This window comes from [Enterobacter] lignolyticus SCF1 (assembly GCF_000164865.1).
Classification (GTDB): domain Bacteria; phylum Pseudomonadota; class Gammaproteobacteria; order Enterobacterales; family Enterobacteriaceae; genus Enterobacter_B; species Enterobacter_B lignolyticus.
Map to the genome: position 1 here is coordinate 3,866,883 of NC_014618.1, position 12,795 is coordinate 3,879,677.

Consider the following 12,795-nt stretch of genomic DNA (forward strand, 5'->3'; position numbering starts at 1 on the left):
GCCGGAGCAGGGATGCTCCGGGTCTGTTATTTCTGCTTCATGAACGCGCGGTAGGCCGCGACCACCTGGAGAAAGTCCTCTACGCCGCACAGAGACAGGCTCTCTTCGTCGTAGTAGCTCATCCCCTCTTCCATTTCATCGCCGGAAAAATCCAGCTGATTCGCGCGCACCATCACCTCTTCGCCGTCCATCCACAGCGTGTATTCGTGACCCGCGCGTTGCCAGGAACGCTCAGTACCCTTCACTGCGTGTGCGGCCTGTTCAACTTCCTCTAACAGCGCGAGGTTCTCTTTCACCTCTTCATTGAACCAGTGCCCGACGGCCTCATGGCCCATCGACATCCGCACCTTTACCCCTCCGGTAATGTCGCGCAGAAATTCGTAATCCATAGTGTGTTCCTCAACTAAGGCAATGCGTCACCGCTGCATTGTACCTATGCAGTAATTATCGCAGCAGGAGAGGAGAAAAAAAGTGTAACGGGCGGAGGAATGGAAAATAAAAAGGTGAGAGCAAGACCCTGCGGCCTGATGCCCTCACCCCGTCCCTCTCCCACGGGAGAAGGTGCAAACACTCAAAACCGTCTCTGTGGAGACGGTTTTGCTGTTTATACCGCCGTCTGGAAGATAACCCCGTCAGCCTTCTCGGTGTACTGATTCAGCTGGTCAAAGTTCAGGTAGCGATAGGTATCGACCGCGGTCTTATCCACCTGCGCCATGAAGGTCTGGTACTCTTCCGGCGTTGGCAGCTTACCAATCAGCGCCGCAACAGCCGCCAGCTCCGCAGACGCCAGGTAGACGTTCGCGCCGGTACCTAAACGGTTCGGGAAGTTACGGGTTGAGGTGGAAACCACCGTCGCGCCGTCCGCCACCCGCGCCTGGTTACCCATGCACAGCGAGCAGCCCGGGATTTCGATACGTGCGCCGCTCTTACCGAAGACGCTGTAATAGCCCTCTTCGGTCAGCTGGGCGGCATCCATACGGGTTGGCGGCGCTACCCACAGACGGGTCGGCAGCTGGCCTTTGTGGGTATCCAGCAGTTTACCTGCCGCGCGGAAGTGACCGATGTTGGTCATGCACGAACCGATAAACACTTCGTCGATTTTGTCGCCCTGGACGTCAGACAGCAGGCGAGCATCGTCCGGATCGTTCGGCGCGCACAGGATTGGCTCTTTGATATCCGCCAGATCGATGTCGATCACCGCCGCGTATTCTGCGTCAGCATCGGCTTCCAGCAGCTGCGGATCCGCCAGCCATTTTTCCATGCCCTGAACACGACGCTCCAGCGTACGGCGATCGCCGTAGCCTTCGGCGATCATCCACTTCAGCAGCACGATGTTGGAGTTCAGATACTCAACGATCGGCTCTTTGTTCAGCTTGATGGTACAGCCCGCCGCGGAACGCTCAGCGGAGGCATCGGTCAGTTCGAACGCCTGCTCCACCTTCAGATCCGGCAGACCTTCAATCTCCAGGATGCGGCCAGAGAAGATGTTTTTCTTCCCTTTCTTCTCAACGGTCAGCAGGCCCTGCTTGATGGCGTACAGCGGGATCGCGTGCACCAGGTCGCGCAGGGTGATGCCCGGCTGCATTTTGCCCTTGAAGCGCACCAGAACGGATTCCGGCATATCCAGCGGCATCACGCCGGTCGCCGCGGCAAACGCCACCAGACCAGAGCCCGCCGGGAAGGAAATACCGATCGGGAAACGGGTATGGGAGTCGCCGCCGGTACCGACGGTATCCGGCAGCAGCATGCGGTTCAGCCAGGAGTGGATAACGCCGTCGCCCGGACGCAGCGACACGCCGCCGCGGTTCATGATGAAGTCCGGCAGCGTATGGTGCGTCGTGACGTCAACCGGCTTCGGATACGCCGCGGTGTGGCAGAAAGACTGCATCACCAGGTCAGAAGAGAAGCCCAGGCACGCCAGGTCTTTCAGCTCGTCGCGGGTCATTGGACCGGTGGTATCCTGAGAACCCACGGAGGTCATCTTCGGCTCGCAGTAGGCGCCCGGACGGATACCGGTGACGCCACAGGCGCGGCCCACCATTTTCTGCGCCAGGGAGTAACCGCGGCTGCTTTCCGCCACGTCTTTTGCATGACGGAACACGTCGCTGTGCGGCAGACCCAGCGCTTCACGCGCTTTGGTGGTCAGGCCGCGGCCGATGATCAGCGGAATACGGCCACCGGCGCGCACTTCGTCGATCAGCACGTCGGTTTTCAGCTCGAAGCTTGCCAGCAGTTCGCCGGTTTCATGGTTGCGCACTTCGCCTTTGTACGGGTAAACGTCAATCACGTCGCCCATGTTCAGGTTGGACACATCCACTTCAATCGGCAGCGCGCCCGCATCTTCCATGGTGTTAAAGAAGATTGGCGCGATTTTGCCGCCGAGGCACAGACCGCCGCCGCGCTTGTTCGGCACGTGCGGGATGTCATCGCCCATAAACCACAGCACCGAGTTGGTGGCGGATTTACGCGAAGAGCCGGTACCAACCACGTCGCCGACGTACGCCAGCGGGTAACCTTTTTCCTGCAGCGCTTCGATCTGCTTGATCGGGCCAACAACGCCTGGCTGATCCGGCTCAATGCCTTCACGGGCGTTTTTCAGCATCGCCAGCGCGTGCAGCGGAATGTCCGGACGAGACCACGCATCCGGCGCCGGAGAGAGGTCATCGGTGTTGGTTTCACCGGTCACTTTAAAGACGGTAACGGTAATTTTTTCAGCCAGAGCAGGACGGTTCAGGAACCACTCAGCGTCGGCCCAGGACTGCATCACCTGTTTGGCGTAGACGTTGCCCGCTTTGGCTTTTTCTTCTACGTCGTAGAAGTTATCGAACATCAGCAGGGTTGAAGAGAGCGCTTTGGCGGCAATCGGCGCCAGTTTATCGTTATCCAGCGCGTCAATCAGCGGATGAATGTTGTATCCGCCCTGCATGGTGCCCAGCAGTTCAATCGCTTTTTCAGGGGTTACCAGCGGAGAAGTGGCTTCGCCTTTGGCGATAGCGGCAAGGAATCCTGCTTTAACATAGGCGGCTTCGTCAACGCCTGGCGGTACACGGTTAATCAGCAGGTCTAACAGGAACTCTTCTTCGCCCGCAGGCGGAGTCTTCAGCAGCTCGACAAGTGCGGCCATTTGGGTTGCATCTAAAGGTTTGGGTACAATCCCCTCGGCGGCACGCTCAGCTACGTGCTTACGGTATTCTTCTAGCACGACGGTTCTCCTCGCTCTCATTGTCATATGCGGCAGGCGATTCTCTTCACGCTCCTGTGAGACAGCAGTTTGTAGGGTAAATGCCGGATACCGCGTCGGCCAGCATAGCAGGATTTCAACCAGGTGTTAATCCGTTTACAAAAAAGCAACATTAAAAATTTGCTGAATCGTTAAGGTCAGGATTTTTCAGGTTTCATCAGGGTTTTATGACATATAAAACTCATTTTGTTACATAACGCTGCGCAAAATCCCTACAAATGTCAAAAATACAAAATCCCGCTCCCTAATACTCGCGGCAGAACGGCCATTTTCGTCAATACTCTGTGGAAACGGGCCAACTTCATTGTGCCGGGAGATAAAAATGACCTTACCTTTTAAGCCCCACGTGCTCGCGATTATTTGCAGTGCCGGGCTGCTCGCAGCGGCGGGAACATTGTATGTGAAAAGCCGCGCGCCCGAGACCATTACCCCTGCTCCTGCTCCTGCGCCTGCGGCAACGCAACCGGCACCCGCGCCCGCTACCGTCGCTGCGCCTGCGGCCGCACCGGCAGTCGCCCCGGCGCCTGCGCCAGCGGCTACGCAGCCGGTCACCACCACGTATACGACGGCGCAAATCGACCAGTGGGTCGCCCCTATCGCGCTCTACCCTGACAATTTACTGTCACAGGTGCTGATGGCCTCGACTTACCCGACCAACGTGATGCAGGCGGTGCAGTGGTCGCAGGATAACCCCACCATGCAGGGCGACGCGGCGGTACAGGCCGTGGCGAATCAGCCGTGGGACCCGAGCGTGAAATCGCTGGTCGCGTTTCCGCAGCTGCTGGCTCTGATGGGGGAAAACCCGCCGTGGGTTGAAAGCCTCGGCGATGCCTTCCTGGCGCAGCCGCAGGACGTCATGAACTCGGTGCAGAAACTGCGCGCGCTGGCGCAGCAAACCGGCGCGCTGAAGTCGACGCCGCAGCAGAAAGTCACGACCACCACGAAGACCGCGCAAGCGTCAAGCACAAGCTCAACATCGAGCAGCAGTACGACCACGGTGGTGCCGGCGTCCAGCACCCAGGTGATAAAAATCGAGTCGGCGGACCCTAACGTGGTGTATGTCCCCACCTATAACCCCTCGACCGTTTACGGCACCTGGCCGAGCACCGCCTATCCGCCCGTTTATCTCCCGCCTCCTCCCGGGGAGCAGTTCGCGAGCAGCTTCATGAACGGGCTGGGTTTCAGCCTCGGGGTGGCAACGACCTACGCGCTGTTCAGCGATATCAACTGGGATGACGATGACTACTACCATCATCATGGTGATGGCGGCGGCTATAACCGCAACGGCGATAACAACATCAATATCAACGTGAATGATTTCAACCGGGTCACCGGGCAAAGGCTGCAGGGCAGCAACGTGAACTGGCAGCATAATCCGAACTACCGGAACAACGTACCCTACCCGAATAGCAGCGTGAACCAGCGCTTCCATCAGACCAACGTGTCCGGCGGGCTGAGCGCAACCCAGGCCGCGCCGACGCAGGCGGCCGTCAACCGCAACAACCAGCGCCAGGCGGCGATGAACCAGTTCCAGCAGCGAACCGGCACGACGGCCGCAGGCACCGGCGCCGGGGTTGCCGCCAGAAACGCGAACACGTCCCGCGACGTGCAGCGCCAGGCGGCATCGAAACAGATGAACCAAATTACCCAGCGCAGCAACTACCGCGGGTATGACAACACGCCGGGGGCGAATAACCAGCAGCGCCGTGAGACGGCCAAAAACCAAGCGCAGCGCTCAGGCGACCAGCAGCAGCGTCGTGAAGCGGCGCAAAAGCAGACGCAGCGTCTGAACACCCAACAGCAGCAGCAGAGGCGTGAACAGGTCCAGCCGCAGCGCACCGCCGCCACGTCCGCGCAGCGCCAGCAAAGGAGTGAGAGCCTGCGGGCCAATGCGCTTAGTGGGAATGACAGCCGCTCACCGTCCTGGCAAGCCCAGCGCGACCGCGGAGTGCAAAGCCGCAATATTTCGGGAGCCAGTCGCGAGCAGCGCCCGGCAAGATCTGAACAACGTGAACGGCGTCATCGTTAAGGGAATCAACATGAAGAAACAGATAATCACCGCAATGCTGGCGCTGTTTGCGTTACCCGTATTTGCCCAGCAGCACTTCTCCACCCCGGAAAAAGCGGCTACGGCGCTGGAGGCGGCTATTTCCAGCCACAACGAGCAGGCGCTAACCGAAGTGCTTGGCGATAACTGGCGCCGCTACCTGCCGCCAGAAGGCGCCGACCCGGAGGCGGTGGCCCGCTTCCTGCGCGACTGGAAAGACGGCCACCAGATCGTCACACAAGGTGACAAGGCGCACCTTAACGTCGGCCTGGAAAACTGGCAGCTACCGATCCCGATGATCAAAACGGGGTCTGGCTGGCATTTCGATATGGCCGAGGCGGCAGACGAAATTCAGGTGCGCGAGGTTGGCCGTAACGAGCTTGCCGCCATCCAGGCCATGCACGGCTATGTCGATGCGCAGGAGGAGTACTACCAGCGTTTTCAGAACTACGCGGGCAAGCTGATTAGCAGCGAAGGGAAAAAAGACGGTCTTTACTGGCCCGTACAGCCCGGCGAAGATCCTAGCCCGTTGGGGCCTGCGTACAGCCCTACCGAACCCGGCATGGGCTATCACGGCTACCGCTTCCGTATCATTCCGGATAAAGACAAGCAGGGCTTCGCTCTGATTGCCTGGCCGGTGAAATATGGTGAAACCGGCATTATGAGCTTTATGGTAAACCAGGACGACCAGGTCTGGCAGGCTAACGAAGGCGAGGACTCCGCCGCGCATGCCAACGCCATTACCGTCTTTAACCCGGACGGCTGGCAGGAAGTGACGCAGTAAACAGAAAAGACCAGGCGCCGCCTGGTCTTTTTTTACCCGCCAGACGCTGAATTATCCCTGATGCGGCATCAGGCCCGGCTGGGCGACAACGGCAGGTTTCGTGCTGCCCAGCGCCGCTTCGTCGGCGCTGATGCTGCCGGAGTTGGTTGCCCACACCCCTTCCTGCGTTTTAGTAATCGCCTGATGCTGCGCATTCAGATTCTGGCCCATCGCGGCGATATGCGTGCTCTCGGTACCACCGCTGTTATCGGCCCATGGAATAACCGGATCGGCGGCGGCGGCCATACCTGAGAAAACGGCGGCGGATAATACGACTGTTGTCAGAAATGTTTTCATCTTGCACCTCACAAATAGCCTGGTATTTTCAAATAATTCTCACGCTATAAGTTTAGTGCGGTATTACTTTCCAAAAATCGACAAGATGTAGCGATTTATTTCACTGAAACATGTGCAAACAAGGAGTTATCGCTTCGATTTGCCGAATTTCCCCATAAAAAAAGCGGCTGTAGCAGCCGCTCTTTTCACTGAAGAAGGAAAATTACTTCTTCTTCGCTTTCGGGTTCGGCAGGTCGGTGATGCTACCTTCGAACACTTCCGCCGCCAGGCCCACGGACTCATGCAGGGTCGGGTGCGCGTGGATGGTCAGCGCGATGTCTTCAGCGTCGCAGCCCATTTCGATAGCCAGACCGATTTCACCCAGCAGCTCGCCGCCGTTGGTGCCAACAATCGCACCACCGATCACGCGGTGAGTCTCTTTGTCGAAAATCAGTTTAGTCATACCGTCTGCGCAGTCGGAAGCGATAGCACGGCCAGAAGCAGCCCACGGGAAGGTGGCGGTTTCGTAGCTGATGCCTTTCTCTTTCGCTTCTTTCTCAGTCAGACCTACCCATGCCACTTCTGGCTCAGTGTAGGCAATTGACGGGATCACTTTCGGATCGAAGTAGTGCTTCATGCCTGCGATAACTTCAGCGGCAACGTGACCTTCATGAACGCCTTTGTGCGCCAGCATCGGCTGACCGACGATATCGCCGATAGCGAAGATGTGCGGCACGTTGGTGCGCAGCTGCTTGTCAACGCGGATGAAGCCACGGTCGTCCACTTCCACACCGGCTTTGCCCGCGTCGAGGTTTTTACCGTTTGGCACGCGGCCGATAGCCACCAGCACGGCGTCGTAACGCTGCGGTTCGCCTGGCGCTTTTTTGCCTTCCATGGAAACGTAGATACCGTCTTCTTTCGCTTCAACGGCAGTCACTTTGGTTTCCAGCATCAGGTTGAACTTCTTGCTGATGCGCTTGGTGAAGACTTTAACGATGTCTTTGTCGGCGGCCGGGATAACCTGGTCGAACATTTCAACCACGTCAATCTCTGAACCCAGCGCATGGTACACGGTACCCATTTCCAGACCGATGATACCGCCGCCCATAACCAGCATACGCTTCGGTACGGATTTCAGCTCCAGCGCGTCGGTGGAATCCCATACGCGCGGATCTTCGTGCGGAATGAACGGCAGCTGGATCGGACGGGAACCCGCCGCGATGATCGCGTTGTCGAAGTTGATCACGGTTTTGCCGTTTTCGCCTTCAACTTCCAGGGTGTTCGCCCCGGTAAATTTACCCAGACCGTTAACCACTTTCACCTTACGGCCTTTGGCCATACCGGCCAGACCGCCGGTCAGCTGAGTGATGACTTTCTCTTTCCAGGTACGAATCTTGTCGATATCGGTTTTCGGCTCACCGAAGACGATACCGTGTTCAGCCAGCGCTTTGGCTTCTTCGATAACTTTCGCTACGTGCAGCAGCGCTTTAGAAGGGATACAGCCGACGTTCAGACAAACACCGCCGAGGGTGCTGTAACGTTCTACGATTACGGTTTCCAGACCTAAATCAGCGCAACGGAAGGCTGCAGAATAACCTGCCGGGCCTGCCCCAAGTACCACGACCTGAGTTTTGATTTCAGTACTCATCATGACCTCTTAATTTATTTCCGGCGGTCCCTGGTCTTGTCGCCCATCATCCACCGGGTCGTTCTATCCGCCCGTATTTTACAAAATTGTTAAAAATTTTGATACAACAAAACGGCAACGATTTTTCTTTGGTACTAATAACCCCATTACCATCATGAGATTACCAGAAAAAAGCCGGCCGATTGGCCGGCTTTTTCGGTTACATCACCAGGCGGCGAATGTCGCTCAGCATGTTGTTGATGATGGTGATGAAGCGCGCACCATCAGCACCGTCAATCACGCGGTGGTCGAAGGACAGAGAGATTGGCATCATCAGACGCGGCATGAACTCTTTACCATTCCACACCGGCTCCATCGCGGACTTGGAGACACCGAGGATAGCCACTTCCGGCGCGTTCACGATCGGCGCGAAGTGGGTGGTGCCCAGGCCACCGATGCTGGAGATGGTGAAGCAGCCGCCCTGCATTTCGCCAGCGGTCAGCTTACCGTCACGCGCTTTTTTGGAGATAACGGTCAGTTCGCGAGACAGCTCGGTAATGCTCTTCTTGTTCACGTCTTTGAAGACCGGAACCACCAGACCATTCGGCGTATCTACCGCAACACCAATGTTGATGTACTTTTTCAGGGTCAGACGCTGGCCGTCTTCGGACAGAGAGCTGTTAAAGCGCGGCATCTGTTCCAGAGCGGCGGCAACGGCTTTCATGATGAAGACCACTGGGGTGAATTTCACGTCCAGTTTGCGCTTCTCAGCTTCGGCGTTCTGCTGTTTACGGAACGCTTCCAGATCGGTGATATCGGTCTTATCGAAGTGCGTAACGTGCGGGATCATCACCCAGTTACGGCTCAGGTTGGCGCCAGAGATTTTCTGGATGCGGCCCAGCTCCACTTCTTCGATTTCACCAAACTTGCTGAAGTCCACTTTCGGCCATGGCAGCATGCCCGGGATACCGCCGCCGGTAGCAGCAGCAGGTGCAGCTTCAGCGCGTTTCACCGCGTCTTTCACGTAAGCCTGAACGTCTTCGCGCAGGATACGACCTTTACGGCCGGTGCCTTTCACTTTCGCCAGGTTAACGCCGAATTCGCGCGCCAGGCGACGAATCAGCGGAGTCGCGTGAATATAAGCGTCGTTTTCAGCGAACTCGGATTTGCCTTCCGCTTTAGCCGTAGGCGCAGCAGCGGATTTCGCCGCCTGAGCCGGAGCAGCAGCAGGTGCCGGAGCAGCAGCGGCAGGCGCAGCGCCTTCTACTTCGAAGACCATGATCAGAGAGCCGGTAGACACTTTGTCGCCGGTGCTGATTTTGATCTCTTTAACGGTACCCGCGAACGGCGCAGGGACTTCCATGGAAGCCTTATCGCCTTCAACGGTGATCAGCGACTGTTCAGCGGCAATTTTATCGCCCACTTTAACCATCACTTCGGTCACTTCAACTTCGTCGCCGCCGATGTCCGGTACGTGAACTTCTTTAGGACCAGACGCTGCCGGTGCCGCCGCAGCCGGAGCGGCGGCCTGTACAGGCGCAGCAGCAGGCGCAGCGCCCGCCACTTCGAAGACCATGATCAGAGAGCCGGTGGACACTTTGTCGCCGGTGTTCACTTTGATCTCTTTCACGGTGCCGGCGAACGGCGCCGGAACTTCCATAGAGGCTTTGTCGCCTTCTACAGTGATCAGGGACTGCTCAGCGCTAACGGTGTCGCCCACTTTCACCAGGATTTCGGTGACTTCAACTTCGTCGCCGCCGATGTCAGGAACGTGAACGTCTTTTGCCGCCGCGGCAGCAGGCGCAGCCGCCGGAGCCGCTGCTTTTTTCTCTTCCTGCGCAGGTGCAGCGGCTGCTGCACCCTCGGCGGAATCGAAAATCATGATCAGTTTGCCGGTCTCGGTTTTATCGCCAACAGAGACTTTGATCTCTTTAACGATGCCAGCCTGCGGAGACGGCACTTCCATAGAGGCTTTGTCGCCTTCTACGGTGATCAGCGACTGTTCAGCTTCAACTTTGTCGCCCACTTTGACCAGGATCTCGGTGATTTCAACTTCATCAGCCCCGATGTCCGGTACATTGATTTCGATAGCCATTATTCTTTTACCTCTTACGCCAGACGCGGGTTAACTTTTTCTGCATCGATGTTGAATTTGGCGATTGCGTCAGCAACCACTTTCTTATCGATTTCGCCACGTTTAGCCAGTTCGCCCAGAGCCGCTACCACCACGTAGGAAGCATCAACTTCGAAGTGGTGACGCAGGTTTTCACGGCTGTCGGAGCGACCAAAACCGTCGGTACCCAGTACGCGGTAGTCGTCCGCCGGTACATAGGTACGAACCTGCTCTGCGAACAGTTTCATATAGTCAGTAGAAGCGACCGCAGGAGCGTCGTTCATCACCTGAGCGATGTACGGAACGCGCGGCGTTTCCATCGGGTGCAGCATGTTCCAGCGCTCACAGTCCTGGCCATCACGCGCCAGTTCGGTGAAGGAGGTTACGCTGTAGACGTCGGAACCTACGCCGTAGTCGTTCGCCAGGATCTGTGCTGCTTCACGGACGTGACGCAGGATAGAGCCGGAGCCCAGCAGCTGAACTTTACCTTTGCTACCGGCAACGGTTTCGAGTTTGTAGATACCTTTACGGATACCTTCCTCAGCGCCTTCCGGCATCGCCGGCATGTGGTAGTTTTCGTTCAGCGTGGTGATGTAGTAGTAAACGTTCTCTTGTTTCTCACCGTACATGCGCTCCAGACCGTCGTGCATGATGACCGCAACTTCGTACGCGTAGGACGGATCGTAAGAGATACAGTTCGGGATAGTCAGAGACTGAATATGGCTGTGGCCATCTTCGTGCTGCAGACCTTCGCCGTTCAGGGTCGTACGACCGGAAGTACCGCCTACCAGGAAGCCGCGAGCCTGCTGGTCGCCTGCCTGCCAGCACAGGTCGCCGATACGCTGGAACCCGAACATGGAGTAGTAGATGTAGAACGGGATCATCGGCAGGTTGTTGGTGCTGTAAGAGGTCGCAGCGGCCAGCCAGGATGCGCCTGCGCCCAGCTCGTTGATACCTTCCTGCAGGATCTGACCTTTTTCGTCTTCTTTGTAGTACGCAACCTGCTCACGGTCCTGCGGGGTGTACTGCTGGCCGTTCGGGCTGTAGATACCGATCTGACGGAACAGACCTTCCATACCGAAAGTACGCGCTTCGTCAGCGATGATCGGCACCAGACGGTCTTTGATAGACTTGTTCTTCAGCATCACGTTCAGGGCGCGAACGAAAGCGATCGTCGTGGAGATCTCTTTGTTCTGCTCTTCCAGCAGCTGGGAGAAATCGGACAGCGCAGGTAGCTCCAGCTTCTCGGTGAAGTTCACCTGACGAGACGGCAGGTAGCCTTTCAGCGCCTGACGGCGTTCGTGCAGGTACTTGTGCTCTTCAGACCCTTCCGGGAAGGTGATGTAAGACAGGTTTTCCACCTGCTCGTCGGTGACTGGAACGTTGAAACGGTCGCGGATATAGCGCACGCCGTCCATGTTCATTTTCTTCACCTGGTGCGCGATGTTTTTACCTTCTGCGGTATCACCCATGCCGTAACCTTTGATGGTATGGGCCAGGATGACGGTCGCTTTACCTTTGGTGTCCTGCGCTTTTTTCAGTGCAGCGTAGACTTTCTTCGGATCGTGGCCGCCACGGTTCAGGGCCCAGATCTGCTCGTCAGTCCAGTCGGCAACCAGCGCGGCGGTTTCCGGGTATTTACCGAAGAAGTGCTCGCGCACGTACGCGCCGTCTTTGGATTTGAAGGTCTGGTAGTCGCCGTCAACGGTTTCGTTCATCAGCTGAATCAGCTTACCGCTGGTGTCTTTACGCAGCAGCTCGTCCCAGCGACCGCCCCACATGACCTTGATAACGTTCCAGCCAGCGCCCGCGAAGATGCCTTCCAGTTCGTTGATGATTTTGCCGTTACCGGTGACCGGGCCATCCAGACGCTGCAGGTTGCAGTTGATGATGAAGCACAGGTTGTCCAGTTTTTCACGGGTCGCGATGGTGATGGCGCCTTTAGATTCCGGCTCGTCCATCTCGCCGTCGCCCAGGAAGGCGTAAACGGTTTGTTCGGAAGTGTCTTTCAGACCACGGTGTTCCAGATATTTCAGGAACTTAGCCTGATAGATAGCGCCGATCGGGCCCAGACCCATAGAAACGGTCGGGAACTGCCAGAAGGTCGGCATCAGTTTCGGGTGCGGGTAAGAGGACAGACCTTTACCGTGAACTTCCTGACGGAAGTTGTTCATCTGCTCTTCAGTCAGACGACCTTCCAGGAACGCACGCGCGTAGATGCCCGGAGAGATGTGGCCCTGGAAGTACACCAGATCGCCGCCGTCTTTCTCATTACGGGCACGGAAGAAGTGGTTGAAGCACACTTCGTAAACGGTCGCTGAAGACTGGAAGGACGCCATGTGGCCGCCCAGCTCCAGGTCTTTCTTGGATGCGCGCAGAACGGTCATGATCGCGTTCCAGCGGATAGCAGAACGAATACGGCGTTCCAGATCCAGATTGCCCGGGTATTCCGGTTCATCTTCAACGGCAATGGTGTTTACATAGTTGCTAGCCCCGGTACCTGCAGCCACCTTCACACCGCCTTTGCGGGCTTCAGACAGCAGCTGGTCGATCAGATACTGAGCACGCTCAACACCTTCTTCACGGATGACCGATTCGATCGCCTGTAGCCAGTCGCGAGTTTCGATCGGATCCACGTCATTTTGGAAACGTTCTGACATGGGGGGTA

Annotated in this window: 8 protein-coding genes; 2 read left to right on the forward strand and 6 right to left on the reverse strand. The window is 57.2% G+C overall.

Annotated features, from left to right (window positions below):
- Window positions 1-26 precede the first annotated feature (26 nt).
- Both yacL and acnB read right to left on the reverse strand, forming a co-directional pair.
- Complete coding sequence (yacL, locus tag ENTCL_RS18015) at window positions 27-389, reverse strand: protein YacL (RefSeq protein WP_013367572.1); 363 nt, start codon at window positions 387-389, stop codon at window positions 27-29.
- A 215-nt stretch (window positions 390-604) separates the two neighbouring features.
- Window positions 605-3,202, reverse strand: coding sequence for a bifunctional aconitate hydratase 2/2-methylisocitrate dehydratase (gene acnB / locus ENTCL_RS18020; RefSeq protein WP_013367573.1), 2,598 nt, complete (start codon window positions 3,200-3,202; stop codon window positions 605-607).
- Window positions 3,203-3,563: 361 nt separating this feature from the next.
- On the opposite strand from acnB, the gene ENTCL_RS18025 reads away from it, so the two are divergent.
- Window positions 3,564-5,270, forward strand: a complete 1,707-nt coding sequence (locus ENTCL_RS18025) for a DUF3300 domain-containing protein (RefSeq protein WP_013367574.1) — start codon at window positions 3,564-3,566, stop codon at window positions 5,268-5,270.
- 10 nt (window positions 5,271-5,280) lie between these two features.
- Window positions 5,281-6,072 (forward strand): DUF2950 family protein, encoded by a 792-nt coding sequence (locus ENTCL_RS18030; RefSeq protein WP_013367575.1) that lies wholly within the window; start codon window positions 5,281-5,283, stop codon window positions 6,070-6,072.
- A gap of 51 nt (window positions 6,073-6,123) precedes the next feature.
- Here ENTCL_RS18030 and ENTCL_RS18035 read toward each other — a convergent pair whose 3' ends face one another.
- From ENTCL_RS18035 to aceE, 4 genes are all read right to left on the reverse strand, one after another.
- On the reverse strand, window positions 6,124-6,408 hold the full coding sequence (locus ENTCL_RS18035) for a hypothetical protein (protein WP_013367576.1): 285 nt from the start codon (window positions 6,406-6,408) through the stop codon (window positions 6,124-6,126).
- A 202-nt stretch (window positions 6,409-6,610) separates the two neighbouring features.
- On the reverse strand, window positions 6,611-8,035 hold the full coding sequence (gene lpdA, locus ENTCL_RS18040) for a dihydrolipoyl dehydrogenase (protein ID WP_013367577.1): 1,425 nt from the start codon (window positions 8,033-8,035) through the stop codon (window positions 6,611-6,613).
- 199 nt (window positions 8,036-8,234) lie between these two features.
- Window positions 8,235-10,109, reverse strand: coding sequence for a pyruvate dehydrogenase complex dihydrolipoyllysine-residue acetyltransferase (gene aceF, locus ENTCL_RS18045; RefSeq protein WP_013367578.1), 1,875 nt, complete (start codon window positions 10,107-10,109; stop codon window positions 8,235-8,237).
- Window positions 10,110-10,123: 14 nt separating this feature from the next.
- Window positions 10,124-12,787 (reverse strand): pyruvate dehydrogenase (acetyl-transferring), homodimeric type, encoded by a 2,664-nt coding sequence (gene aceE, locus ENTCL_RS18050; RefSeq protein WP_013367579.1) that lies wholly within the window; start codon window positions 12,785-12,787, stop codon window positions 10,124-10,126.
- Window positions 12,788-12,795 lie beyond the last annotated feature (8 nt).